We start from the raw sequence: 26,546 nt of genomic DNA on the forward strand, positions 1-26,546 counted from the left end.
CATGCCTGGGAAGCGAACGACGTTTAGTCGCGCGTCAGCGTGAAATAGCGCTGGGTGGTTTCCGTGCGGTTGCGCAAGGCAGACGGGAAGGCATATTCGCCGCAGACATCGTAGCGGAAGCCGCCTGCGATGAGCGTCTCATCGATGACGGCCTTCAATTCTGCGGTGGTTCTGTAAATGGCGTTGTAAACGTCATCCAGTTCATCCGAGAAATGCTCTTTCAGCGTCAGACGAATATCCATGTCGGAGAGGGATTCGCGGACATAGATCTTGGCCTTCGGCGCTGCCAGCTTTGCCAGCAGCTTGAACGAGTCGAGCACCGCTTCATCGTTGAGGTAGATCATCAGACCAGTGACGACGAGCATGTCGAAAGGCGGATCGAGCTTCAGCTCTTCTATTTTCACATAGGGGACTTCGGCAACCTGAAAGTGGACGGACCCGTTTCCGGCAGCGTCCGCATTCGCGCGCGCGATCAATTCGTCGGAGAAATCGAGGCCGAGATATTGATGGCCTGCATTGCTGTAAAATGACGCCAGCCTGCCAGCACCGCAGCCGAGCTCGACCACTTTTCCGGACTTGTCGAGCTGCGGCAGCAGGTTTTCACGCTCGAACTTGTCGCGATCCGTGGCAAGAGTAGAGCCAGCGGATTGCAGCATCACCGCATCGATGGCATTCGGCTCTTTCTTCGCACGCGAATTGAAGAAAGTCTGAACCTGCCTGCCGTCAATGGTTTCTTTCGTGTCGTAAATTCTGCTCATGCGATCCCGCTCTCGTGCTCGACTATCACGCCCATTAACCCGCGAGGGCGTGGAGGCTGAAAAGGTGAAGGTTTTCCTTGGCCAGCAACAAATCCTGCTCGCTGTCGATTTCGTAAGCGATCAATTCCTGCGTCGCCATCGGCAGAAACTGGCGAAGTTGCTCGTAGACCGCCGTGTTGCCGATTTCCGAGAAAAACGCGTTCGGCAGCCAGGAGATATTCGCCCACTCGTATTCGGTAGGATCATCACGTCGGAAACTGGTGGCAATTCCATTCTCGACCGTGGTGAACACCGCGTCCCGCGTCTTGGTCTTGGTAATCGCCAGACGTGGCGTGTTGGGTGTGCAGGATGCGAGAAAGGCCTTGAAGCTTGCCTCCTCGATCAGCATGTCGCCATCCATGAAAAGGCAATCGCCCTTGATGTGGCGCGCACCCAGCTCGTAGCTGTGAAGCGTTGTCGTTGCGCGGAAACCGGGATTGCGCACGACCATGACATCCGGGCGGATTTTCCGGATTTCGTTGATGACTTCCTTTTCTTCAAAGCCGACGACGACGCGGACGTCTTCGACGTCGCTGAGAAGATGCAGAAGGTGGCGAAGAATCTTGACCCCTTCGACTTCCACCAGGCACTTCGGCTTGCCGTGGCCCAGGCGAGAGCCGAGACCGGCAGCTGCGATTACAGCGTGTTTAACAGGCGACATAAGGACTTCCCATCCAGCGCGACATAGTTTGAAACCGACACCAGCGCATCAGGCGCGCTGTGGAGACCGGCAAAGGCGATACCGATATCGGCGACATCGAAAATCGGAATATCGTTGAAGCCATCGCCGATGGACACCAGCCTGTCGAAGCGTTCCTTCAACTCAAGTCCGGCAACGTTTTTGCGCATGACGGTATCGAGGCCGGTGATCTGGCCGTTAGCATCGGTGATCGCCGTCGAGGTGTAGAACTTGCAGTGCAGTCGCTCCATCAATGGCTGGACCCAAAGGTCCAGATTGCCGGTGACGACAAAGCAGCGCTCGACATTCTGGCGGATGAATTCTTCGATATAGGGGTCGAATTCCACCTGGGACACGATGGATCTGATGCGATCAAGCCCTGCGCTGCGCAAAATGGCAAAGCGCAGCCGAAACGAATCTTCGAAGGGGATTGCTCCCGCCATCGTCAGTTCGGTCAGAAGCCGCATCTCAGCTTCCAGACCCAGTTCCGAGGCAATCATCGGGAGAAGTTCGGCGCGGGTGATGGTGCCGTCGAGATCGAATGCAAAAGCCGTTTGAAGCTCCTCACCCTTGAGAAGGGCGGGACTGCGTTGAAACGTCAACGTCTGGGCGTGTGTCGCCTGGCGATACATAGGACAACCTTTACGTATGAATGCCGTTGAAGATGGAATCGAGAATAACGCGCGTGGCCGGGACCGGCGATGGCAGGAGGACGTTGAGCAACTCTTCCCGCTCCTCCTCAAGCTGCCATGTTTTGCCCTGCTTGTAGTCCAACGCTGCCTGCTTCATCTGCTGGAATGTGTGGACGCGATGCGCTGCACGCTCGGCCAGACGTCCAAGCGCGTTGAAGGCGGCATGAACACCGGAGTCGATGAAAATCAAAGGCTTTCGGAAGAGATGGTATTCGGTCAGAAATGAGACGCCATCGGTCAACATCAGATCAGATGCATCGAAGAGCTTGGCGTAGTCGCCTCGGCAGATTGTGCAATTGGGCAAATCCGACCATGACTGCTGGAACGCGTTATAGCTCTGCTGTGTCAGCACGCCGCTGCGCGGAGCAGAGTAGTCCAGCGCCGGATGCGGCTTGAAAACAAACTGGATATCAGGGCTCGAACGGGCCCATTCCAGCATATCGGCATGCATTTCATGAAAGACACCGAAACCGGCGCCGTGTACGGCCAGCGAGTGGTGCGGCGCCCAGATGACACGAAAGGTTCGACCGTTCGGCTCTGCTAATGGCCACTCGCCTTGACCCCTTTCCTCCAACAGCCGGCCCAGCTTTGGGTAGCCGCTGAGAATGAATTTCTCCGGATCAGAATGCTGGAAAGAACGATAATAGGTCTGGGTTTGCTCGGTCTCACAAAACACCCGCCACGCCATGCGATGATAGTTCTGATCGTAATTGGCCTCGTAGGCCTCTTCCTCTTCGTTCTTCGCTTCCGGATTTGCCAATACGCCCATCCCATAGGGAACAACGCAGATACGTGCGAAGGTAATCTCATTCGTACGGAGGCCGGCGGGCACGGGCACATCCCATTGCTGCTGCCTGAAAACGACGTCTGGCTGCAGGCTGCGAAGGATATCGAGAGCGTCATAAGGCGCAACATTCATGCGCAGGTGGGGAATCCCCTGAAGATCAAGACCCTTATGAACGTCCATTTCGCCGGTAAATTCACCGCGACCCAATTGGCTGTGATTGATCGAAACGACCATGGGATGAAAACGCTCGTCATCCACCATTGCCTGGTATACGCCCACCAGAGCATCCCACATGGGAATCGACTGCACGATGAAAACCACACGGACGACCTGTTCAGTTGGCCTAATCTCCCGCAACGTCAGGTTCGAGACCTGCTTGAGGGTGTGCATCCCGACCATGAGATGTGACAGACGAGCATCAAGCTGAGAGAAGACATCCTTGGTCACGGGCAGCTTATCGCCGTCACGGGCCTTCAGGCAGGCATCGACACCTCCGATGATTTGCTCGGGAATGGACTGCTGACTCGAATGCAGAGATTGCAACAACTTCGCGATTTCGAGCTGAATTTCGCCCTGCATCTCGACCTGCTTGCTGACGACGTCCATCTGCTCACGCAAAGCATCAAGGCTCGCGGCAACGTCGGTCAACGATTGAGGCATCAAGTCGGCATCAGACATAAGTAGGTCCCCGTGCGCCAGCCTGCGAAATCAGGGCGGCATAATCAGGTTCCAGACTTATGAAGAGAAGCTTTCCTCAACCTGACTCTGCGCATGTAGCACGTAAATAAAAAGCGCCGGTTTGCACCAGCGCTTTTACGTCGTTCAAGTTTATCGTGAGATGCCTAAAAGAAAAACATCCAGATAAGGACGACCACCACCAGAGGCACACCCATTGCCCACAAAACCATTGCCTTTAGCATTTTATTCTCCTTTTGATCTGAGGACCTAACGCGTCCTGGGCATCAAAGTTCCTTTAGGAGAAACGCATTGCTTTGAGCAGTGGGGAGAATTGCGGGTGTGATACCTTGCTAGGCAGAAGCCGCTTTCTTCATGCGTCTGGTCGTCCCGCGCTCCATCAACTCGAAGCCGACGTCGGTGGTACGTTGCTGAACGATGCCGCCCTGCCCCAGCGTGATGACCATATCGGCGGCCTTGTAGCCGATGTCGAAACGCGGCACGCGCACCGTTGTTAAAGACGGCTCTGTCGACGTCGCGTAATCGAGATCATTAAAGCCGCAAATGCCGAAATCATCAGGCACACGAATGCCAAGCCTCTGGCTTTCGAAGATCACGCCAAGGGCAAGATCATCACTGTGGCACAGCACACCATCCACATCTGGCCGCTGTTCAATCAGCCGGCGGATCAACCGCGATCCCAGGTGAATGCTGGGTGGCGCATCTTGCCACACGATCAGACCCTCATCGAACAGTCCGGCCTGCTGCATGACCTCGCAATAGCCCGATTGCCGCAGGCGAACCCGTATGTCGTGTCCGCAACCAAGCATCGCAATCCGGCGATAGCCCTGCGCCAGAAGGTGTCGGGTCGCGGCGGCGGCGGCCAGCCTGTGGTTGATGCCGACTGCCAACCCATTCATCTTCAGAGAGCAATCAATGGTCTGAACGACCGGACAGCCCGCCTCGTTGGCCATTGTCTCCAGATTTTCCAGCCGTTCCGTGCCGGCCAAAATGACTCCCGCGGGATTATGAGCCGCGAAAGCGCGCAACTGCCGCACCTCTTCCTCCGGGTCGTAGTGGCTGTTTGAATACTGGATGCGATAATCCGTGCCCCTGATCCGCGCCTCGATCCCGTTCAGGACAGCGCTTATGGCGGGGTGTGACAGCGATGGCAGGAGAACACCGATGAAAGTGCTCGTGCCGCTGGCCAGCGCACGGGCATGCGGGTCCGGCACATAGCCCATCCGGTTGACCACGCCGAGAATGTGATTGCGCAAATCATCTGACACCTTGTCGGGCTCACGCAGAGCCCGCGAAACCGTGATCGCGCTGACACCGATTTCCCGCGCAACGTCCTGCAACGTGATTTTAACAGCACTTTTGCGTTTGCGATTATGGGGCATCCATGAACCTTGGCGTGTCGGGTTTGGACAGATAGCTGGTCTAACCGAAGAAGGCGGGAACGTTTCCGGGCGCAGTGCAGTGAAAAAACGATAGCAGTTTTAGCAATATGGCATATTCCATCTGCGACACCCCCTCGATTTTCGCGTAATAAGCGACGAAAATGGCAGCGCGCCCAAAAATAGTCTCGAAAGTTGCGGCTCCACACCATCAGCCTTGGCCGAACATGCGTCTTGACAGTGAAATTTTGAAATGCCGAAGGAAGGAAAGCTGCCATCTCTGGTCGGAGTGAGAGGATTCGAACCTCCGACCCCGTCGTCCCGAACGACGTGCGCTACCAGACTGCGCTACACTCCGTGACCAGCAGCGATGCTATAGACCAGCGGTTTGTTTTCGACAAGCGGCCCGTTTGTATTTTTTATGACACGTCAAACGCACCCGCAACTCACTCAGAAATCGGGCAAAACACCTAGGAAACGTTACAAAAAAGCAATTGTGGCAAAAAATATTCAATTGCGCCTTCGTCGCCCCTGCCGCGCCGTTACAAATCTGCTAGGGGACATCATCTCCCATCGTCCGACACGGTATAAAGGAAATTTCAATGCGGTTTGTTCGCAGCGTCACATTGGCAGGGCTGGCAATGGCCCTTTCGGCATGCACCACCACCACCCCTTCGCTGGCACCTAAAAATGCCGTGGAAACGCGCTGGGTGGGTCAGTCCGCCGGCGTTTTCTTTGCCAAGTACGGCCCGCCATTGAGCGATGTCGATAGCGGCAACACCACGACCTTTACGTGGCGCGGCGGTTACAAGACGGCGAAAATTCCAGCCAAATTCGAAGAAGGCAAGGACGGCAAGCGCGGTCGCCAGATTTCGTCCGCACGCACCTCTTACCTCTCCTGCACGGTTCAGCTCGTGGTCGGCAGCGATTACAAGATTCGTTCTGTTCGCACCGTTTCTGACCGTCCCGGCGTCAACGGCCCAAGCTACTGCGCGGAATTCCTCGCAGCAGAGTAACGCTGTACACCATGAACCGAAAAGCCTGCCGCGTTCATTCCGGCAGGCTTTTTCATGTCAGAATTTTGCTCGCCCAAAGCCAGCGCATAGCTGAAAGAGAGCGCGCAGATCAGCTATGCATTTATCGCACCTCTGCAAATTCAAACGATTAGCCCCTGTGCGCCGAATGTGCGTTCCTTTGGCTGCTCTCATTGCTAGAGCTTAGAAAAACAAGGAAAAACGCCGCAAGCATGACGCTTGCGGGCCATGGCCTGTGGCGATTTTGCGGCCCTGAGATGGCAGGTCCGGCGCAGGCCGCAAGACGAAAGCGAAAAGCATGTCGAGTTGTCTTACAGACTTTTGTGCGTTATTGCGCCGCACAAATTGACAATTATCAGTAGGAAAAGACGTGACAAAAAACGATAAAGGCAACGGCCTGAGCAGCGGGTTTTCGCACGACAATTTCACCATGAATCGCCGTCAGGTTCTGGGCACGGCCCTTGCTGGCCTGGCTGCTGCCGCAGTGCCGGGTGCACCCGCCCTTGCGCAATCTGCCGACAAGAAAGTCGACGTGCTGTTGATCGGTGGCGGCATCATGAGCGCAACGCTTGGCGTATGGTTGCATGAGCTGGAGCCGACATGGTCCATCGAGATGCTTGAGCGTCTGGATGCGGTGGCGCTGGAAAGCTCCAACGGCTGGAACAATGCTGGCACCGGGCACTCCGCTCTTGCGGAACTGAACTACACGCCGGAAACCGCCAATGGCGGCATCGATATTTCCAAGGCGATCGAAATCAACGAATCCTTCCAGATTTCCCGCCAGTTCTGGGCTTGGCAGGTGCGCAATGGCGTGCTGAAAAACCCGCGCTCCTTCATCAACCACACGCCGCATATGAGCTTCGTATGGGGCGACGAGAACATTTCCTATCTGGAAAAGCGTTATGAGGCGCTGAAGGCCAGCCCGCTGTTTGCCGGCATGCAATATTCGAGCGACCCTGAGCAGATTAAGAAGTGGGTTCCACTGATGATGGAAGGCCGTGATCCCGGCCAGAAAATCGGCGCAACGTGGTCTCCTCTCGGCACGGACATGGAATTCGGCGAAATCACCCGCCAGTTCGTTTCGCACCTGAAATCCCAGCAGAACTTCAATCTGCAGGTCTCCAGCGAAGTGACCGCCATCGAGCGCAACTCGGATGGTTCATGGCGCGTGACGTACAGCAACACCAGGGATGATTCCGAGCGCACCGTCGACGCCAAATTCGTGTTTATCGGCGCGGGTGGCGGTGCCATCCATCTCCTCCAGATGTCCGGTATTCCGGAAGGTGACGATTACGCGGGCTTCCCCGTCGGTGGCTCGTTCCTCGTCAACGAAAACCCTGATGTCACCATGCTGCATCTGGCAAAGGCTTACGGCAAGGCGTCCGTCGGCTCTCCGCCGATGTCTGTTCCGCATCTCGACACCCGTGTCATCGGCGGCAAGCGCGTCGTTCTCTTTGGGCCCTTCGCGACATTTTCGACCAAGTTCCTGAAGGAAGGCTCTTATTTCGACCTTCTGACCTCCACGACCATCAGCAATGCATGGCCGATGATGAGCGTCGGCATCGATGAATACCCGCTGGTGGAATATCTGGCCGGTCAGTTGATGCTTTCCGATGAAGACCGCTTTGCAGCCTTGCAGGAGTATTTCCCCGGCGCCAAGCAGGATGAGTGGCGTCTTTGGCAGGCAGGCCAGCGCGTGCAGATCATCAAGCGCGACGCTGAAAAGGGCGGTGTGCTGAAGCTCGGCACGGAAATCGTCAGCGACAAGGATGGCAGCATCGCAGCCTTGCTCGGTGCCTCCCCGGGTGCATCGACGGCTGCCCCAATCATGCTCAACGTTCTGGAAAAGGTCTTCAAGGACAAGGTCGCCACCCCGGAATGGCAGGCCAAAATCCGCCAGATCGTTCCAAGCTATGGCACCAAGCTGAATGCGGACCCCGAAAAGGTCATGCAGGAATGGGCATATACGAGCGAACACCTGCAACTGCCCACCCCGCCGCAGATCGACATGAGCGCCGTCAGCGCAGCCCCAGGTGCAACGGGCGAACCCGGCGTGAAGCGTCCAGATATGGCGCTTTGATTTTTCGACCTCAGTGCTTTGACGCGCAGTGATAAAGGCACGTCTCAGGACGTGCCTTTATCGTTTTAGGTGCCGCATGATGAGTTGGCCAATCAGGTGATTTGATGAGGCTAACAGCCTCCCAACAGAGGAATATGGTCGCGATCCTCGCCGCCTTCGCAATAGCGGCATGGCTTGGATGATACGCAAACGTACGTCGATCGGAGAAGCGTGCCGCAAGGCGGGCAGTTCGGATGCGACGTTTTACAATTGGCGCAAAAAATACGCGGGTCTAATCCCCTCGGAGATGGAAGCGGCTGCGACAGCTTGAGGAAGAGAATGCCAAGCTGAAGCGGATTGTGGCGGACCTGTCCCTGGACAAGGCCATGCTGCAGGATGTGCTGTCAAAAAAGCTCTGAGGCCTGCCCGCAAGCGCAAGCTTGTCGACACGATCAAGGCAGACTGGTAGGTCTCGATCCGGCGCGCTTGCGCCGGGTTGAAGATCGACCGGTCTCTGTATGTCTACAAGTCCAGGCTTGGCGAGCAGGCCGAGCTGAAGCTGAAGATCAAGGACATCTGCCGAACGCGCGTGCGGTATGGCTACCGTCGTGTTCATGTCCTGCTAAAGCGTGACGGCTGGCCTGTTAATCCGAAGCGAATCTATCGCCTTTACAAGGAGATGGACCTCCAGCTCCGCAACAAAGTTCCCAAACACCGGAAGGCGAAGCTGTGGGCTGAGCGCACGGAGCCGACCCATTCTAACCATGTCTGGGCGATGGATTTCGTTCATGACCAACTGGCCACGGGTCGCAAGATCAGGGTTCTCACGGTTGTTGACACCTTCTCTCGCTTCTCGCCAGCGGTGGATGCGCGTTTCAATTATAAGGGAGGGGACGTGGTTCAGAAACTGGAACGGGTATGCCAGAAGGTCGGATATCCGGCCACCATTCGCGTCGATAACGGCAGCGAATTCATCTCCCGAGACCTTGATTTCTGGGCCTATCACAGAGGCGTCGTGCTTGACTTCTCGCGGCCGGGTAAGCCAACGGACAACAGCTACATCGAGAGCTTTAATGGCAAGTTCCGGGCTGAATGCCTGAACGCTCACTGGTTTATGACCCTTGACGAGGCACGAGCAAAGATGGCGGATTGGAGTAGAGACTTTAACGAGTTCCGGCCACATAGCGCGATCGGCAACGAGTTGCCGATTTCGCTCATGAACGGCTCATTGGCACCAACGCAGACCTGACAAAACCCCTAAAAATTTCAGCTCCCGCTGGCCCAAAATCGGGGAGCACCTCAATGCCGATATCATCGCCGCAACCGGCTCCAACATTACGAAATGTGGAAGCTTCGCGTTTCCGCCGGTTGCTCCTACCGCACTATTTGGCTTATCAAAAACCGCCGAGGCTCTAACCGAAGCCGGATGAAACTTCGGTGGCATGTCACAATACCGAAACGCATCCAAGAACGGCGCTTGCGAAAATCAACCCTTAATCCACGCCCGAGACTGTCCCGGACTTAGTGAACCACGCAACCAATGACGGTAGCGGCATGGTCGAGGCGGAAATCCACGTGGCGAGACGCCCGAAGCTGTCAGACAAACCGAACTACCTCTGAATGGACCGTAGTATACGCACCAGGCCCACGGACAGGCTCTTTAATTCAGAACGACGGCGAGCGGGTTAAAGATTATGGCCTTAGACGTTGCCGTAGCGCGCGTTGCGCAGCATTGTATAGCCCTTAATCAATTCCGCGATGCCGGAGTCGAGGGAGTTGTCTGGCGTAAAGCCAGTCGCCTCAATCTTCTCATTGGAAACTATATAGTTGCGCTGATCGGGATCTTTACCGAGCGCGGCTTCCACGAAAGTGAATTTTGGAATGTGTTTCCGGATCGCTTCGCAAAGCTCCCACTTGGAAACATTAGCATCTGAGAGGCCCACATTGTATATCTCGCTCTTCATCGCAGCATGGTTTTCCAAGCCATGTCGGAACGCTTTGGACACATCACGCACGTGTATGTAGTTGCGTTTAAAGTGACTCTCAAAGAGCACAACAGCGCCATCCTTTACCGCACGATAAGTGAAGTCATTAACCAACAGATCAATGCGCATCCGTGGCGACATTCCAAACACCGTTGCAAGGCGGAAACTGATGGCGTTTGGGTGCTCCATCAACTCTTTCTCGACCGCGACCTTCTCGATTGCGTAATTTGATATGGGTCGAAGCGGCGATTCCTCCGTACAGAAATTGTTATCGTCCCCAGAACCGTAAGCACTGTTCGTGGTCGGCATCAGAATGATCTGTTCTTTGGATACCAACTTTAGCATCATGATGATTGCATCATGATTGATCGTTTTTGCACCGACAGGATCCTTGGTGCACAGTGGAGCGCCAACGAGGGCAGCGAGAGGAATGATGACGTCCGCTTGCTGGATGAGCGGTGCTATATTGTCACGGATGCGAATATCACCGTTTACAACAGAAAAGTTCGGATGGCTGCAGACGTGATTAAGGGTCGACTGGCCGAACATGAAATTGTCCAGCACCGTGACTTTGTGCCCGTCTGTCAACAGATCTGGCACCAAAATCGATCCGAGATATCCGGCACCACCCGTTACAAGAATATTGTAGCTCATATTTTATCGCCCTTCAAATATGACATTCTCGACGCAACCACACAATGAATGCGCAAGAACAATGTGAATTTCCTGTATTGCACCGGTTGTTTCGCCCGGTGCAATAATACAGTAGTCGGCCTTTTCTTTTGCCATCCCACCGTCATTACCGCAGAAAACAATTGACGTGATGCCCAGACGCTTACAGGCTTCAAGACCTTTCAAAATATTGACTGATTGACCCGACGTCGTGAAACCGAGAAATATGTCGCCGACGCGCATTTTTCCCTCGATCTGACGTTCAAAGACTTTGTCGAAACCGTAATCATTACCAATCGCAGTCAAAATGGAGCTATCAACGGTCAGCGCTTCCGCTGCCAAAGGTGCACGGTCGCGAGCAAGCTTACTGACGAATTCCGCAGCTAGATGTTGTGCATCTGCTGCCGACCCACCATTGCCAGCGATATAAAGGCGTCCCCCGGCCTTATAGCAATCGACAACCGCGGCGGCGGCTCGAGCAAAGACTTCCATCTGCTCTCGCGAAGCGAGCATTTTCTGCTTCGCCGCAATTGAAGCTTCAAGATTTTTCTTCAGAAGTTTCTCCGCACCATACATTCCACTATCTCCAGATTGTTGAAACATGATGCTTCGTGCAATCGCGTAATCCTTCGGAACCCCAATATCGACAAACCTACCTTTGCTTTCCAACCCAAAAAACCTAGCACCGGATGCGAAAAGTTCCGGGAGGATGTCGTCCTCAAATGAAATCCTTCGACCCTCCGGGCGGAATTTTTTAGTAATGGTTTTAGGATCGATGACGTAAACGCCACCATTGGCTAATTGCCCAATCAGGGCTTTGCCAGACAAAAACTGCGTAATACGCCCTTCCGCATCGGCATTCACCCCGCCAAACCGCTCAGGCTCGGTTGCCCTGAAAAGTGCAAAAGTAATTCCTGCTGCCTTGGCATTATGAAGGGCCATCATCTCTCGCGCGTCGACGTCGAAATACGTGTCGCCGTTCAGCAAAAAAAACGGTTCGTCATCATCCAATTGCTCCATAGCGAGCAAAAGACCGCCACCCGTTCCAATTGGCGCTTCCTCAATGGCATATCTTATGGGAACGCCACGATAACTGTCTCCGAAATATTCCTCTATTGCTCCCCGGAGATAGCCCACCGAAATCACAAAACGATCGATTCCAGACCGCATCCAGTTGTCCATCTGATGAGCCAGAAAAGGCTTGCCATCGATAGGGGCCATTGGCTTAGGAACATCCGAGACAACCTGCCTCAGCCGCGTCCCAAGTCCACCCGCGAGGATAACCGCGTTTGCCATCAACTTATCCCAGCCAATTCTTGTTCACGATCAGGCCGCGTTAATGATGGAGCAAATTTCCTTGATCTCGGCGGCAGAAAGGTCTGGAAAATTACCGATATACATCCCGAAAAAATGCACGTGGTCGGTCAACGGGCAACTCTCATAGGCTTCTGCCGGCAAACGGCCTTTGAGGTAAGGCTGGCGTAGCTGGTTGCCGCCGCCAGCACTGCCGCGACGGAACTCCACACCATTGTCGTTCAGCGCCTTCGATAGTCGAGACATCAGATCCGGGTCAGCCTTTTTCAAAATAAGGTTGAACGCGTAATTGCTTGATCCCTCAAACTCAAAATCGGTCTGATAGCGGCTATCATCAATCAATTCGAAAAACAGCTTCTGATTTTCGCTGCGCCGGATCACGATATCGTCGAGCCGCTTGAGTTGATGGCGACCGAGAATTCCGCCAATTTCCGTATTGCGCATATTGTAAGCGGGGAACGCAAAAATGAAATCTGGGTTCAAATCTGGATTTGCATCAAGATATGATTTCTTGACGTCAACGTCACTACTCTCCCTAAGCATGCCATGAGACCGTAGCATACGTAGTTTTTGGTAGGTTTCGGCATCATTCGTGCAAACCATGCCGCCTTCGATCGTGCTCATGTGATGTGCATAATAGAAGGAAAAATTCGACATCATGCCAATACTGCCGACCTTAGCATTGTTGTGTCGTGCGCCGTGGGATTCACAGACATCTTCAATCAGCGGAATGCGTCGCTTCTCAAGTTCACTGATCAGCTTGTCTGTCAAACCATTGAAACCCTGAACATGTGTGAGGAAGACAGCACGGGTTTTTTCAGTAATTTTCTCCAATATCCTATCGGTATCCATGGCAAGCGTACGTGGGTTAATGTCAGCGAAAACAGGAGTGAACCCGGTCTGCAGCACCGACGCAATATCGGAAACCCATGTCAATGGTGGAACGATAATCTCTCCACCTTCAGGATGATCGAATTTCAAAAGCGTCATCGACATGAGATTGGCAGACGAGCCAGAGTTTACGAAAACAGAATATTTGACTCCAAGCCACTCACTCCATTCTTCCTCAAAAGCGCGCGCATTTGGACCATTGGTGAGGATAGGGTCATCCTGCTTCAGATGTTCGATCACTGCGTCAAGGTCACTGCGCAAAATGTTATTACGCATCAAGGGAAATTTTTTCATGTCGGTTCCTGCATCAGACTGAATGTCGTCTTGTCGTTACAATGTCGCAGCGAAGTCTCTAATTGCATCATAAACGGCATTTTCCCCAATTCCGACCTGTTCATGCAGTTCGAATCTGGTGCCGAGTTCAAAGCGATACCCTCCTTCGACGCCAATATTGAGCTGCCGAACGTCAAGGCGTCCACGCGAAACTATTTCGAAAAACATTGAGTCAACGCCCCCACGTCCACGGAACCCTTCTTCCAGAGTGACCAACCCTTTGTGCGCCGAAATGAGATCGATAACAGCCGATTGGTCGAATCCGGTTATGTTGAAGAGATCAATAAGCGTTGCATCAATACCGATCTCTTTCAGCCGGTCCGCGACCTTCATCGCGGTGTGGGACATATATCCGGTGGAAATCATGCAAATTCCGGACCCTTCGCGCAATACACGATAGCCCGCACTCATATCGGGAGCGCCCAACTCTTCAGTATAGATCACAGGCAAGACCTGTGCGTCGAAACGCATATATTTGGGTCCATTATTATTCGAACATACGTCGAAAAACGCCGCAGCGGTAACATGGTCCGATGACGACAAAACCCGAAAATTCGGAAGCGCGCGCATCAGCGTGATATCTTCGTAACACTGATGTGTCGGTCCGGAGACTACATAGCTGTATCCCGCCCCCACTCCGATGAGATTCACATTCATCGGCCTGACTTCAGACAGCAAAGCCAGGCTGACCCTAAGCTGTTCGAAACACCGCATGGTAATAAATGGCGCGATCGCATACGCGAAGACCTTATAGCCTTCCAGCGCAAGACCTGCGGATATATTGATCAGATTTTGCTCGGCAATACCCACATTGACGAAACGACTTGGGAAGTCTTCACGGATTTTATCCAGCACAGGCGAGCCGAAATCAGCGCATGTGAAAAATATTTTCTCATCCATCGACATCGCTTGCCAAATTCGCATGAGAAGCGCGTCGCGCATAGCAATTGCTTTTTCGGTCACGTCAGGCTTTCAAGAAGTGTGTCAATGACTTCGGGTTTTGGGTTGATGATGTGGGATAGAGGTTGGTTCTCAAGACCCGGAACGCCGTGGCCTTTGAGAGTATTTGCGATTAAGGCCTTCGGCTTTCCATTGCGTTGTGCTTTCATACCCTTAAGGGCTGCACACACGGCATCCACATTATGACCGTTAACTTCTTGTGTCTCCCAGCCGAACACCCTCAGACGTTCTGCGAAGTTCCCGTGGGAGATGATGTCATCGGTGAAGCCAAGCATCGAAATATGGTTGTTGTCGATGATCAGATTAAGGTTATCGAGCCTATGCTGCGCGGCAAACATGATGGCTTCCCAGCAAGCACCTTCGTGCAACTCGCCGTCCCCGCAAACAACAAAAACCTGCTGATTGGCACTCTTCGTTTTGAGGCCAAGGGCCATACCCGTTGAAACGCCAAGACCATGACCGAGCGAACCGTTCACCGTTTCGTAACCAGGAATGATCGGGTCTGGAATTCCACCAAGAATTCCGCCAGCCATACCGACCTTTTGTAATTCATCAGCCGGAAAGAACCCAAGATCTGCAAGGATTGGATACATACAGATAGAGCCGTGACCTTTGCTGATAACGCAACGATCACGTTCCGGGTTCAGCGGGTAACTGGCATCAAAGCGCAAGACATCGCCATAGTAAAGCGAAACGAATATTTCTATTGGAGAGAGCGATGACGCGATGCGCGTTTCAGGTGCCCGCCTATGAACGGCAAGTGTCTCGCGCCACACCCAATGCGCCTTGTCACGCAGGAAGTTCGATTCCATTCTATCCCTCCCGCCCAAGTCCGTTTGTCAAAAACCATTTATAGGTGTCTGCCAGACCGTCCTTAAACTCAACATCCGGTGCCCAGCCCGTGTCACGCAACCTACCAGAATCGAGCAGTTTCCGTGGTGCGCCGTCCGGCTTTGTGGTGTCCCATTCGAGGGCGCCTTTGTAACCAACTGTCTGTGCAATCGCCGCGGCAAGTTCACGAATCTCATAATCCGTTCCGCTACCGATATTAACAGGGAAATCAATATTGAGTTCCGGCATTACTAGCAAGTGTAAGACAGCTTTTGCTATGTCATCCGCATGGATAAATTCACGTTTTGCAGAGCCTGTACCCCAAAGCACAACCTTATCCAAACCATCTTTTTTCGCATGATGCATTCTCGCCATCAAGGCTGAAAGCACGTGACCAACACCGGAATCGAAATTGTCATTTGGTCCGTATGCACTGTTGGGAATCACGGGGATGAAACGCTTGCTCTCGTACTGCTTGTTATAGGCATGGCAAAGCTGGACGCCGGCCAACTTTGAAATCGCATAGGCGAGACTCGTCGGCTCTGGATGACCCGTCAGGAGAGCTGTCTCCGCCATAGGTTGCGGGCAATCGCGTGGGTACATGCAGGAGGAGCCGAACAAGACAAGCCGTTCGACACCTGCTCTGTGCGCCGCCTTCAAGACATTCAGCTGTATGGACAGATTGGTGTCGATAAACGTAGCTGGCGTCGCCTGATTTTGATGGATTCCACCAACTTTACCAGCGGTCAGAATAACGTATTCGGGCTTCGTTTCCTCAAAAAACCGATCGACTTCGATGCTATCGGTTAGTTCCAAATCCGAATGGGTACGCTTCAACAGAGAAGTGTAGCCCCTTTCGCTCAAAACCCGATCAAAGGCCGAGCCGATTAGGCCAGTATGCCCGGCAATATAAATGCGACTGTGTTTATTGAACATATTAAAAACCGTTCGGCTGGTAGAGAACGACGCTTGAGCCACCATTTTCAAATCGAAACGGCACATGAATCAAATTATGTAACGCATCGCGGACTCTAGGCTGGTCCTCAGGCCGAGCGAACACCAGCAAGAAGCCACCGCCGCCTGCACCCAATATCTTGCCTCCAAGCGCCCCCGCACCGATACCAGCTGCGTAGAGATCGTCGATAGCAGAATTAGACACACTTGCCGAAAGGCTACGCTTGTATTTCCACGCATCGTCTAACAGCCTCCCAAAACCGTCAAGGCTTGCGTTCCTGCTACCTAGGATAGAAAGCCCTTCATCAACCATAGCATGCATATGCTTAAGCTGACTGTACCTATTGGTCATATTGTCAATCTGTGCCTTGGCAATTTCAGATGCGATACGGGTCATGCCTGTAAAAAACAGCATCATATGATCTTCAAGCGCATCCTGACGTTCCTTCTCAACAATAACAGGCGAGTGAACAAGGTCGCCAGAAGGAAGGAAGTCAATCCTGTTGAAGCCACCCAGCGCTGCACTCGCCTGATCCTGCGAACCTACGTGTTCTTTGATAACTTCCTGCTCGATATGAATGGCATCCAGCGCGAGTTGCTTTTTAGACGTGTATTGTCCTCGAAGCGCGTTGATCGCGTGGATAAGACCAACCGTAAAAGAGGAACTGGAGCCAAGCCCTGAGCGAGCTGGCAAGTCACCATCATGGTGAATCTCCAAGCCTTCTGTTACATTCATCCATTGCATGACGTTACGGACCGCGGGATGGACGATTTCGTTGATGGACTTCACATTCTCAATTTTAGAATAGACGATACGGTGTTTGTGGTCGAAAAAGGGCGGCAACCGTCGGCATGTAATGTAACAATATTTGTCAATCGACGTCGCAAGCACAGATCCACCGTGCTCCCGGTACCAATCTGGATAATCCGTTCCTCCGCCAAAAAAAGAGATTCGGAATGGTGTTTTGGTAATGATCATTGCATCATCAATTCCCGAGAAGTTTGCGCTTGAGTGAAATTTTAGCCATTTCCTCTACATTCTCACGCTGACCCGTGCCGAAACGGTTCTGAACGAGATCCAAATAAGCCGGATTGGTGAAGTAGGTTTGCCAAGCGTCGTCCCGGAATTTCAAAACTTCTCCTGCGGTGAGGTAATTTGTTCTCATCGGCTCGCTCTCATAGGACAGGAAAGCAAATGCCTCGTAGCTTGATGGCAAATCCCAACCCTTCTCTTTTACGGTGTGATACAGCGGGCTCCCTGGAAGAGCCTGACAAGGATACATGTTCGCCATCTCTGTGTTAAGTTCAAGCGCCAAGTCGAGAGTCTGCTGCATCGTTTCATGATTGTCTTCTGGGAAACCGAAAATGTAGTTGGAAATAATATTGATGTCAGCATCCGCAATCGTCTTGCAAACTTCACGAATATTGACCTCCTTGAAGGTACCTTTCGAAACTTCCTGTCGCACAAGCTGATTACCCGCTTCTACGCCGAGCGCCAACCAGTTCACGCCTGCCCGCTTGAATGTCTCCAATGCGGCAGGCCTGACGGTATCGATGCGGGAATAGGTCCACATGTTGAAGCCATAGTCTTCAACGATGCAGTTTTCCAGAATGGGAAGATAATACTTTCGGTTCAGGAAGAACATCTCATCACTTATACGGAGCGTCTCTACGCCCATGTCCGCCAGTTTGCGCATCTCGCGCGCCACCCATTCGGGGCTCCAGAAGCGCATCCCTCGCGAGTGCGACGCATCGATGAGTTCGTTATTGTCGACACGATTGACAATGTTGATCATGCAGAAATTGCATGCAAACTGGCAGCCAAGGGAGGTATAAATCGCAGCGAAGGGAGTTCGCTTGTGATGATCGAAGCCAGCATGCCAGAAATGCGCTCTGTAAAGATCGAGTGGTCTTTCTTCATATGGCAGAAGGTCCCAAGCATAACCAGGAAGATCGGCGTCCATATGGCTCTGCGGCACGACGCGCTCGGGCGGATTGAGAACCAACAAAGGCTTGCTGATGCCGTTTGCCTCCTTGTACCCGATACCCTTTATGGAAGTGATGTCATCCTTTAGATTTGAAGCCAGCAAATTGTGAAGGGCATAGACGCCTTCGTTTAGCAAAACGAGGTCCACGCAGTCGTAAGCGAGAACTTCCCTTGGCAAAGCGCTCGTATGAGATCCGACAAAACAGACCGGGGCAAAAATGCCAGCCTCCTTGATAGCGCGCGCCAGTTGAATGGCCCCGATCATGCTGGTTGTACCAGAATTAGGATTCTGTCCATAGAGAACCATAACAATCAGGCGGGGCTTCGCTTCTTCAATGCGCTTGACGGATTTTTCAAGAGAGAGGCGCTCAGCATCACAGTCCAGAATTCCTACCCCATAGCCTTTGCTACGACAGGACTCGGCAAGTAGCAACGACCATGTGGGCGGCTCTATCGCCGCAAAAGTTTTGGCTAAATCCTGATAGGCCTTAGCCGATGAATCTGGGTTAACAAAAAGCGCATCCATCATATATTCCTACCGATTACCCAGACTGCACCTTGACAGGATACTGGTTATTCAACTGACTGTGGGAAAAGCAATCTCACCGCATCGTGCAAACTCGCGACGACAATATCTGGCGTCGGCGGCATAGGATTGTTCTGATCTGTTAATAACACAGAAGTCCCGATACCAGCATTTTGGGCAGCTGCTATGTCCCATTCCCGGTCCCCTATCAATATGGAGTTCTCCAAATCGAGGTTGTGTTCGGCGGCAGCCCGCAAAATCATGCCTGCTCCAGGCTTTCGATCGAGCGACTCAATTTTGTACTCACCGATACCATGAATTGGGTGGAAGGGGCAGAAATACACGCCGTCAATCGCAACACCTTCTTCAGAAAACCGACTGACCATCCATTCTGTCAACGCGTAAAACTGGCTTTCCGTATAATAACCGCGACCAATACCAGCCTGATTTGTAACCACGAAAATCATCATTCCAGCTTTTCTGGCATACTGGCAAAGCTTGAATATTCCATCTATGAAGTGAAAGTTTTCAACCTTGTGAACATATCCCAGATCTTCATTGATTACCCCATCACGGTCCAGAAACAATGCGGCTTTCTTCATGCTCAGCTTTCAAGACGCCTATTGCCCTCGGAATGACTAGGCGATTTCAACACCGAATAGTAGAACCTTGCAACCATCCATACAAGCAAGCGGAGCCGCCATGCAAATGGTAAACCTACGTCCAGCCCGAAACAACGCAAGATTGTCCACGGCGCGGACAGAAGGCCAAGGGGTACCGGCTTATAAGTAGGCGCTTTTTCCGCCAAAGGCCCAACACCGGGAGACGAAATTGCATTGGCCAATCGCAGAGCCTCAGCTGCACGCTGCTCGATAAGACCAATAAAAACACGGTCATCACCAAAGCGAGGGCGCTCCGTATAAGTCTTGTCCAGGACTGACGCATCGACACGATAGTGAACGTGCTCGAAAACGACATCCTCCAGATATATGAAGCGTTCGAATCCCATTTTCGACAGGCGTTTGAATATATCCATCAAATGAACATCAATGAAAGCACCACGATAGATGCGTGGATAAGCTGCAAACATCAGATCCGTCATCCGCCGACTCATGATGGGAAACGTGCAGAGTTTTCGGCCCTTGAACAGATCGTTCCCATAGGCGAGGTAGATACCATCTGGATATTCCGCATCCATGGATCGTATCTTATCGTCCCACCCGTGCGTCCTAACGATCATGTCATCGTTGACAGCAATGGATATATCACCACTCGCTTGTTCAAGGCAGATATCATTATAGGCCCCCATATTCTGTCGTGGCACCACGATCTGTTTCAATGCCAGTCCGGGGAAAACGATATTATGACTGTCGACGTCATCGTCATCCACACAAATCACGACCTCGATCTCTTCTGGATGCGCTGCAGTCGTGAGAACACTCTCGAGAAAACGATAAACAAGTTTGCGCCGACCACGGGTAGGAAGCAGCAGAGAAATCCGTTTGCTCACGCTGTCGCCTTTCCCGACAGCCTGTCGGTTATTGCCCAGTATTCCACCATATCATGTGGGAACGGGTGTCTCCGCTCAAAGTCCACCGCCATCGCAGTGTAGTCTGCATGGGCTCTTTCGTAGAGTCCACGCCAGTCTCCAACATATGACCTCAAAAGTTCCCGCCAATCTTCCTTCTCAATGTCGATCTGGTAGGTGCACTTCGCCATTTCACAGGTGTCATTTGTTCCGAGCGAAACTGTCGCCCGGCCGCAGCGCAAAGCAGCCAAAATTCGCATTGAAGACAGCCACCGCCAGCTCCTGCGTTGTGGAATATTGAGAACCAACTTCGACTGCTCGTTCATTTCGTCGCGTTTCTCATGCGATACGAAGCCCGGTGGCGACTGAATAACCAAGCCCATTGCCGACAAGCCAGTCAAGAAACTCTGACGGTAATCAGTCAGAACACCCGTAAAAAGAAGATCGCAGTCAGGAGGTCGACCCTCAATCTGAACCACTGGCATTGTCGGAAAAGGAATTTTATGGACCTCGACATCCAAAATCATCTCGTCAATATTTTGGAGCTCGGGCAAATCCCCGAGTACGAAGAAACATTTGAGATAAGGTTGCAACGCGATCAGATTTCTTAATCTTGTAACCTGTGTTGTCGGCTGCATGTAGTCATTTTGACTCCACAACGGATCACCGTGAATAAGAATCTTCCAGCCTACAAAATCTATGTGCTCCGTCATTATAACCGCCACTCTGGCGCTATTTTCATTGCAGAATTCCATCAAGACGCGCTTTGTGTGCGGAGCAAAATTCTCGATGACGACATTGAGAGCGGCATTGTTTGGGCGATCACTGACATCGACCTCGTAACCATTCTGCTCAAACGCGGAGACGAAGAAAGCAACCTGATCGCTGATACCAAACGCAGGGTGATTGTAGACCCAAAGATTGATTTTTGGCTTGGCATTGTGATGAGTACTTTGCATACAAAATTTTTCCAAGTCGCGTTCCAGATGGATGCCGTGAAAGGCCGATCACTTTAAGATATACTATCGACCGTATTTTCTATATTTTCAAAAAATATTTCCCCATCGACTTCAAAACCCTGCGGATAATAGGGCTTTTTACCCGCTTTGCAGTTCGATGTAGCAAGAGCGTCCATCGTCCTCGATTGTGCAAACTGCGTCTCAATATTTTCCTAGTTGCCCCTTCGAGCGAATAGGAAGTCATCGAGACAGAGTATCCTCCGCGACGAACGCGCTCCATGTCAAAGGCACCGTCCGCGCATGGAATCGCGATGAAAAGATGATAATGCCTTATAACATTGAAACCATCTATGTCTTGAGCAACGAGCTCTGTATCTTCCAGTAAATCAGATTTTTGAGCCCGTCTTTTCCTGTAAGCAGCCGCACGATTGAGTGATAAGCGAAGTGATCTCCTAAGGCGTACAGCTTGAATAAATCGACGATTGACACGGGAATGCAGCTCTGGATAAGGCAGCAATTTTTGGGATACCCAAGCACGAATAGCAGATTTTCCGTACCCTTCTTCGTAACTATCGTGTTGCAATAGTTTTTCGACCAAAGTGTCTAGGCTGTAATCCCAAGCCAAGCGAGGTGATACCGGATTCATGTAATACTGGAGCGCGGAAAAATCCTCCAGACGCAAAGATGGATTCCCTCTAGCATGCACAAACGAACCGCCTAACTCGAGAATGATTCCATCCCCTGTGAAGACCCTACGGACAGGCCTCGGGACGCTCTCAAACACTCTTGTCCAGTCTTCTTTTTTCAAGACACATTTTTGAATATCAGATACCCAAGAATCTAAGTCATTGACTTTAAAGTCTTGCCCCTCGGCTATGCTTCGAACATCCCCCCAGAATTGTTCCGCAAATTTGGCTCCGGAAAATTCACTTTTGACGCGACTTTGCATCTGATGACGCAAACGCGAAAGCGCATCTGGGTGGTTCAGTAAATCGCTGATGCGCGTCCAAAGCTGTCCTACAAGCAAATTGTCCAGAGACGATGTCATACGATCATATCTATCGACGATAAGCCCAGTATCCTCGTCCTGCACCCATATCGCATCTCGCATTCCTTTAAGAACGATGCCATTCTCTCCATCGGTCACATAAAGAGACGTCCCAACCGTGTCGGTTACAACGGGTATAGCTCCCGCGCTCATCGCCTGAAGTATCGATGCCGAATGCAACGAAGCGCTGGGCAATAGAAGAAAATCAGACGCCTCCATGAGGGCGTTCATCTCATGATTTTCCAGGTAACCCTTCGCCCACAATATGCTTTTACCGATTTCGGACTCAACGAAGTCAGTATCTACGCCGTGCTTCTTTAGCAGAGCAGCTGATGGCTTGTCGCAACGAAGCACCAACCGGCCTCGCCGTCCCTCTGCACGGAATTTTTGCCAGAACATGAGGGCAATATGCCCTCCTCTATTAAAAAAGTTTGCTGGATTCTGGTGTGCTGAATTGATGAACAAAAAACGAGGAATGCTGCCAGTCATTTTTTCGCAATTGTTCAAACCAATAAGCGACTTCTCGCTTAACCCCATTCCGGAAAGCCGAAGTTTGTTACTGATTTCGTGATTATCAAAAAACTGCTCAAAGCTTCGCAGTGTCTCAGGAAGATGCGAGAAGATCGCTAAGCAGAGAGGATTTGCAAAAATTGATTGATAGTGCGCCTTCAACTCAGCATGGTTTTCGAATTTTCCGCTTCCCTGCTGCGCCAAAGGTAAAAAGACTGGCGAAAAAGCCTCGCAATGAAAAATGAAAGGGCGCTTAAGACTTGGGAAGGGTGCAGTATGATGAAACTCAATATCCCCCTGCAGAATTTGCGTAAAAACATTATTGCTCGAACTGAAAAAATCACCATAGGCGCGACCTGTGCTACCAGATTCGAGAGAATCGCTCTTCGCTGCTTTTTTGATCTGCCCAGAAAGGCGTGCGCAAACAACTCCATTTTTCTCCAGATATCTTTGGAGCTGCACATTGTCCCATGCATGAAGCTCAATCTCAGGAGGCGCAAAATCGAACAGGGCTCGATAAAGTGGATGGTATCCATTGAGTGGAATATAATGTGTTAGGCTCCACGGCACCGCAACTTTCAAAGCTGTTTCTCGCACTCACTGCAACCAAATAAAGAAAAACCAATATCACCATCTACCACTATCGTGGATATACACCTATAAGGATTTGTATTTAAATCACCTTGTGCACTGTTTGTTGGGATATATGAACTACCTGCCAATCTAAAGCTAGTACGAAACTTGGCAGAGAGAACCCTCACTTTGTTTGAGCCAACTCAATCTCCAATCGTGAGATTTCATTTTTATAAATGGCTATAAGTACATCGTTGTAATGCCTCCCCATTATAAAATCATCCTGAGAATATCGAAGTGCCAAAGAACTCAATGGGATCGTAAAGTCGACAGGGCCAAGCGATTGGCGACAGCCTATAAATTGCCCTTGGGCTCTAACGATATTATACCCGCATTCAGCTGTCACCACGGAAGCAATCTCTTCCGTCTGCTCTCTTTTTAAATGATCTGGAATCTCACCGTCAAATGTAGAAAGATCGACCAGCGCCCATCCTTCACCATGACGTTGTATCGCCCAAAAGCCTTCAAGCATTGAGACTTTATCAAATGTTTCAGCAATCGCTCTTGTTACACCAGGGTGATACGGTGTCTTTGTGCCAGGGTCCAACTTGAAATCTATACCACGTTCAATGAAACCGTTCATCGCGTCGACATCGACCTGATCAATAAAGAGTTCGAGGTCGTCACCACAAATAATACCCCCATCCGCAACGATGCGTTTGGCTTCGCGGATGTCAAACAGCACTTCTTTATAAATGTGGGAAGCATCGACAAAAACGATGTCGTAGCTTTGATCAGCTATCGTCGGCAACACATCTTTTGTAGTACCTCTCGTCCAACCAACGATGTCAGACACACCAGCGGCTCTTAAATTGCTTTCAAATATCCGGAATATTTCGCCTGTTTCAGCTACTTCATTCATGGCCGCATATAAGCTGCTATCATTAGCCTCTAGATCGAAATAAGGGCTCCAGATATCAACGCAGTGGACTTGGCCCGTCACTCCAGACTTTCTGAGTGCCTGTGCCCAAGTGATAGTAGATGCGCCAGCCCAAGCGCCGAGTTCAAGGATATTAATCCGTTTAAAACCATTCGAGCATAGGTGTGACACTGTCGATGCCATGTAGGCTTTTCTGACAGCAGGACCTTGCCGCAATATCTCTAATTGAAATTGGGACGAAATTTCACTCTTGCCGTGCTCTTCGGTCAATACATTACTCCATTCCCGCCAATCAGGCACTAACCATCAAACTTGGCTGATAAATCCACTAACCCATTATGCGTGCTTTTCGTCTGTTTCGGTGCAACACGCAACATCATGACAGAGCGACGAACATCGGCTGCTAGTCCCCCGTCAGTTCCATCAACTGCGGCAACGCCTATGTCGAAAAAATAGTCTCCACTTTGGAGAGGCATATGAAAAGCAATCTTAATGGTCTTTTCTTCACCAGGGGGCACCGTAGACATGACCTGTTTACGCATAAACGTGTTCGTTGCAAAAACCTCAATGCCTGCGAGTGACTTTACCGCGAAACCATAAAGTGGCTGGATTGCTTTATGAAAACGCACTTTAACATGCAAAGTTATCTCCGAACCGGTGGTAATCTGCACAGCGCCGATTTTACCATCTGCTTCAACAACACAATCCACAATTTCCGCATCGAGGTTACCATAACGGGATTCATCCTTGCAATAAACACCGCGTTGCTCGAGACGCATGCCAGACATGGCGTCATCAATCGTTCTAGGTGCCGGATAGGAAATATGCGTTTCGAACTGGGCGCTGGTTTCATACTCTGCTGGCTGGAGCGCAGCCTCGTCGGCGAATAACATCTCGATATATTTGTCAACAACCTCCCGAGGCGGCCCATCCATCAACAAACGGCTACGGTCCAGCAAAATGGCGCGGTCACAATGAGCCGTAATCTGTCCGATGTCATGGGTAACCAGCAAAATGGTTTTGCCCGCAGTCCGAAATCCTTCGATCTTGTTGTAACATTTGTGCTGAAATTTGGCGTCACCGACGCTCAGCGCCTCATCCACGATCAGTATCTCGGGATCGATGTTGATTGCCGCTGCGAAAGCGACACGGACAAACATGCCGGATGAATAGGTTTTCACGGGCTGGTCGAAGAAATCACCGACATCAGCAAAGGCCTCGATCTCTGGCATTCGGAGCTTCATCTCATCCGCACTGAAGCCCATGATCGCGCCATTGAGAATGACATTGGCGCGCCCTGTGAACTCGGGATTGAAACCCGCCCCCAGTTCAAGAAGCGCGGAAATGCGGCCCTTTGTTTCAATTTCGCCCCTTGTGGGGCGCATAACGCCACAAATCATTTGCAGCAATGTGGATTTTCCCGATCCATTTCGACCCAGAATTCCAACGATTTCACCCTTGCGGATGTCGAAACCGATTTCATTCAAGGCCCAGAAATCACGGTGATACGTCTTCCGGAAAGGATGCAGTGCTTCCTTGAGACGATCTCCGTGATTGTCGAAAAGCCGGAACTTTTTTGATACGTTGCGTACCGAAACAGCTATTTTTTCTGACAATCTTGACCCTACAATTTCATTAGATGACATCGACAAACTCTGACTTCAGGCGATTGAATACAACGGCACCGAGAAGAAACAGGATCGACGTGACGGCCCAGAAATAGGCAGTGTTCCATAGGTCAGGCCAGACGACGGACTGATAAATCATGGACTGCCGATATCCCGTGACCAGGTAATAAGCCGGATTATAATCGAGCACCCAGTGATATTGCTCTGGAATGATATTTTCGGGCCATACGATTGGAGTAGCCCAGAACCAAACATTCAACACAATCCCCAAAGCCTGACCGATGTCACGAAAAAAGGGTTGCAGCGCAGACAATAACCAACCCAATCCTAGAACGAAAATAACCATGGAAACATAATAATAAAAAACGAGAAGGCGCTCGAACTGAAACGGAATTCCCATAAAGAGTAACATCGTTATCAAGATAGCAAGAAATATCAGGTGTGAGATCGTGCCTGAAACAATCCGGATGATGGCAAATATCTCCGCAGGAAAAACCGTTTTCTTAATGAGATGTGCATTTGCTGACACCGAAGATGTGATGGACATCAGACTATCGTTGAAGAATGTCCATGCGACCTGGCCCGCCACGAACCACAGTATGAACGGCGTATTCTCCGGGCTTTGAACACGAAATCCGATTGCAAACACAAAGTAAAACACCACGACCAGAGCAAGCGGCTGAACGATAGCCCAGATGGCGCCGCCAACAGTGCCAACATGGCGCGTTTGAAAATCACGCAAAGCCATGGCCCATATCAGGTGGCGACTTTTTGTGACCTGCCT

The 26,546-nt window shown here is 51.4% G+C and carries 22 protein-coding genes, 1 tRNA gene and 1 pseudogene; 3 read left to right on the forward strand and 21 right to left on the reverse strand.

Annotation, left to right across the window (positions count from 1 at the left end):
- Positions 1-23: 23 nt before the first annotated feature.
- The 6 genes from ASF29_RS09560 to ASF29_RS09585 form a co-directional block, all read right to left on the reverse strand.
- The gene (locus ASF29_RS09560) at positions 24-758 is read right to left on the reverse strand and encodes a class I SAM-dependent methyltransferase (protein ID WP_062450460.1); all 735 of its coding nucleotides are present in this window, start codon (positions 756-758) and stop codon (positions 24-26) included.
- A 34-nt stretch (positions 759-792) separates the two neighbouring features.
- Complete coding sequence (locus tag ASF29_RS09565) at positions 793-1,458, reverse strand: NTP transferase domain-containing protein (RefSeq protein ID WP_062450461.1); 666 nt, start codon at positions 1,456-1,458, stop codon at positions 793-795.
- Positions 1,434-2,108, reverse strand: a complete 675-nt coding sequence (locus ASF29_RS09570; RefSeq protein WP_062450462.1) for an HAD-IB family phosphatase — start codon at positions 2,106-2,108, stop codon at positions 1,434-1,436. The genes ASF29_RS09565 and ASF29_RS09570 overlap by 25 nt, the downstream gene beginning before the upstream one ends.
- A gap of 10 nt (positions 2,109-2,118) precedes the next feature.
- The gene (locus ASF29_RS09575; protein ID WP_062450463.1) at positions 2,119-3,633 is read right to left on the reverse strand and encodes a CDP-glycerol glycerophosphotransferase family protein; all 1,515 of its coding nucleotides are present in this window, start codon (positions 3,631-3,633) and stop codon (positions 2,119-2,121) included.
- Between the two features lie 350 nt (positions 3,634-3,983).
- On the reverse strand, positions 3,984-5,033 hold the full coding sequence (locus tag ASF29_RS09580; protein ID WP_082453440.1) for a LacI family DNA-binding transcriptional regulator: 1,050 nt from the start codon (positions 5,031-5,033) through the stop codon (positions 3,984-3,986).
- 278 nt (positions 5,034-5,311) lie between these two features.
- Positions 5,312-5,388 (reverse strand) — tRNA-Pro (locus tag ASF29_RS09585).
- Positions 5,389-5,632: 244 nt separating this feature from the next.
- Between ASF29_RS09585 and ASF29_RS09590 the strand changes: the two genes are divergently transcribed.
- From ASF29_RS09590 to ASF29_RS09600, 3 genes and pseudogenes are all read left to right on the forward strand, one after another.
- Positions 5,633-6,046: a hypothetical protein gene (locus ASF29_RS09590; protein ID WP_062450464.1), complete on the forward strand. Its 414-nt coding sequence runs from the start codon at positions 5,633-5,635 to the stop codon at positions 6,044-6,046.
- Positions 6,047-6,494: 448 nt separating this feature from the next.
- Positions 6,495-8,144, forward strand: a complete 1,650-nt coding sequence (gene mqo / locus ASF29_RS09595) for a malate dehydrogenase (quinone) (RefSeq protein ID WP_082453449.1) — start codon at positions 6,495-6,497, stop codon at positions 8,142-8,144.
- Between the two features lie 169 nt (positions 8,145-8,313).
- Positions 8,314-9,372: pseudogene (locus tag ASF29_RS09600) on the forward strand (IS3 family transposase).
- 451 nt (positions 9,373-9,823) lie between these two features.
- Here ASF29_RS09600 and ASF29_RS09605 read toward each other — a convergent pair.
- The 15 genes from ASF29_RS09605 to ASF29_RS09680 form a co-directional block, all read right to left on the reverse strand.
- A complete protein-coding gene (locus ASF29_RS09605; RefSeq protein WP_062450466.1) occupies positions 9,824-10,762 on the reverse strand; it encodes an NAD-dependent epimerase/dehydratase in 939 nt (312 codons plus the stop codon).
- Positions 10,763-10,765: 3 nt separating this feature from the next.
- Positions 10,766-12,076 (reverse strand): sugar phosphate nucleotidyltransferase, encoded by a 1,311-nt coding sequence (locus ASF29_RS23915; protein ID WP_082453441.1) that lies wholly within the window; start codon positions 12,074-12,076, stop codon positions 10,766-10,768.
- 30 nt (positions 12,077-12,106) lie between these two features.
- Complete coding sequence (locus ASF29_RS09615) at positions 12,107-13,279, reverse strand: DegT/DnrJ/EryC1/StrS family aminotransferase (protein ID WP_062450467.1); 1,173 nt, start codon at positions 13,277-13,279, stop codon at positions 12,107-12,109.
- A 36-nt stretch (positions 13,280-13,315) separates the two neighbouring features.
- Complete coding sequence (locus tag ASF29_RS09620; RefSeq protein WP_062450468.1) at positions 13,316-14,281, reverse strand: transketolase C-terminal domain-containing protein; 966 nt, start codon at positions 14,279-14,281, stop codon at positions 13,316-13,318.
- Positions 14,278-15,090 (reverse strand): transketolase, encoded by an 813-nt coding sequence (locus ASF29_RS09625; protein WP_062450469.1) that lies wholly within the window; start codon positions 15,088-15,090, stop codon positions 14,278-14,280. Before ASF29_RS09625 ends, ASF29_RS09620 begins: the two co-directional genes overlap by 4 nt.
- A 1-nt stretch (position 15,091) precedes the next feature.
- Complete coding sequence (locus tag ASF29_RS09630; RefSeq protein ID WP_062450470.1) at positions 15,092-16,045, reverse strand: GDP-L-fucose synthase; 954 nt, start codon at positions 16,043-16,045, stop codon at positions 15,092-15,094.
- A 1-nt stretch (position 16,046) separates the two neighbouring features.
- A complete protein-coding gene (locus tag ASF29_RS09635) occupies positions 16,047-17,042 on the reverse strand; it encodes a kinase (RefSeq protein WP_062450471.1) in 996 nt (331 codons plus the stop codon).
- A 7-nt stretch (positions 17,043-17,049) separates the two neighbouring features.
- Positions 17,050-18,576, reverse strand: a complete 1,527-nt coding sequence (locus ASF29_RS09640) for a radical SAM protein (protein WP_062450472.1) — start codon at positions 18,574-18,576, stop codon at positions 17,050-17,052.
- Between the two features lie 47 nt (positions 18,577-18,623).
- Positions 18,624-19,178, reverse strand: coding sequence for an HAD family hydrolase (locus ASF29_RS09645; protein WP_062450473.1), 555 nt, complete (start codon positions 19,176-19,178; stop codon positions 18,624-18,626).
- A gap of 2 nt (positions 19,179-19,180) precedes the next feature.
- Complete coding sequence (locus ASF29_RS09650) at positions 19,181-20,086, reverse strand: hypothetical protein (protein WP_062450474.1); 906 nt, start codon at positions 20,084-20,086, stop codon at positions 19,181-19,183.
- Entirely contained in the window at positions 20,083-21,063 is a 981-nt protein-coding gene (locus ASF29_RS09655) for a hypothetical protein (RefSeq protein ID WP_062450475.1), read from the reverse strand. The genes ASF29_RS09650 and ASF29_RS09655 overlap by 4 nt, the downstream gene beginning before the upstream one ends.
- A 79-nt stretch (positions 21,064-21,142) precedes the next feature.
- Positions 21,143-23,218 carry a glycosyltransferase gene (locus ASF29_RS09660; RefSeq protein ID WP_162237888.1) on the reverse strand — a complete coding sequence of 692 codons (2,076 nt, stop codon included), beginning with the start codon at positions 23,216-23,218 and terminating at the stop codon, positions 21,143-21,145.
- Positions 23,219-23,378: 160 nt separating this feature from the next.
- Positions 23,379-24,404: a class I SAM-dependent methyltransferase gene (locus tag ASF29_RS09670; RefSeq protein ID WP_062450478.1), complete on the reverse strand. Its 1,026-nt coding sequence runs from the start codon at positions 24,402-24,404 to the stop codon at positions 23,379-23,381.
- A 29-nt stretch (positions 24,405-24,433) separates the two neighbouring features.
- Positions 24,434-25,780, reverse strand: a complete 1,347-nt coding sequence (locus ASF29_RS09675; RefSeq protein ID WP_082453442.1) for an ABC transporter ATP-binding protein — start codon at positions 25,778-25,780, stop codon at positions 24,434-24,436.
- Entirely contained in the window at positions 25,770-26,510 is a 741-nt protein-coding gene (locus ASF29_RS09680) for an ABC transporter permease (RefSeq protein WP_062450480.1), read from the reverse strand. The genes ASF29_RS09675 and ASF29_RS09680 overlap by 11 nt, the downstream gene beginning before the upstream one ends.
- Positions 26,511-26,546 lie beyond the last annotated feature (36 nt).

The organism is Rhizobium sp. Leaf262 (assembly GCF_001422245.1).
Lineage (GTDB): Bacteria > Pseudomonadota > Alphaproteobacteria > Rhizobiales > Rhizobiaceae > Agrobacterium.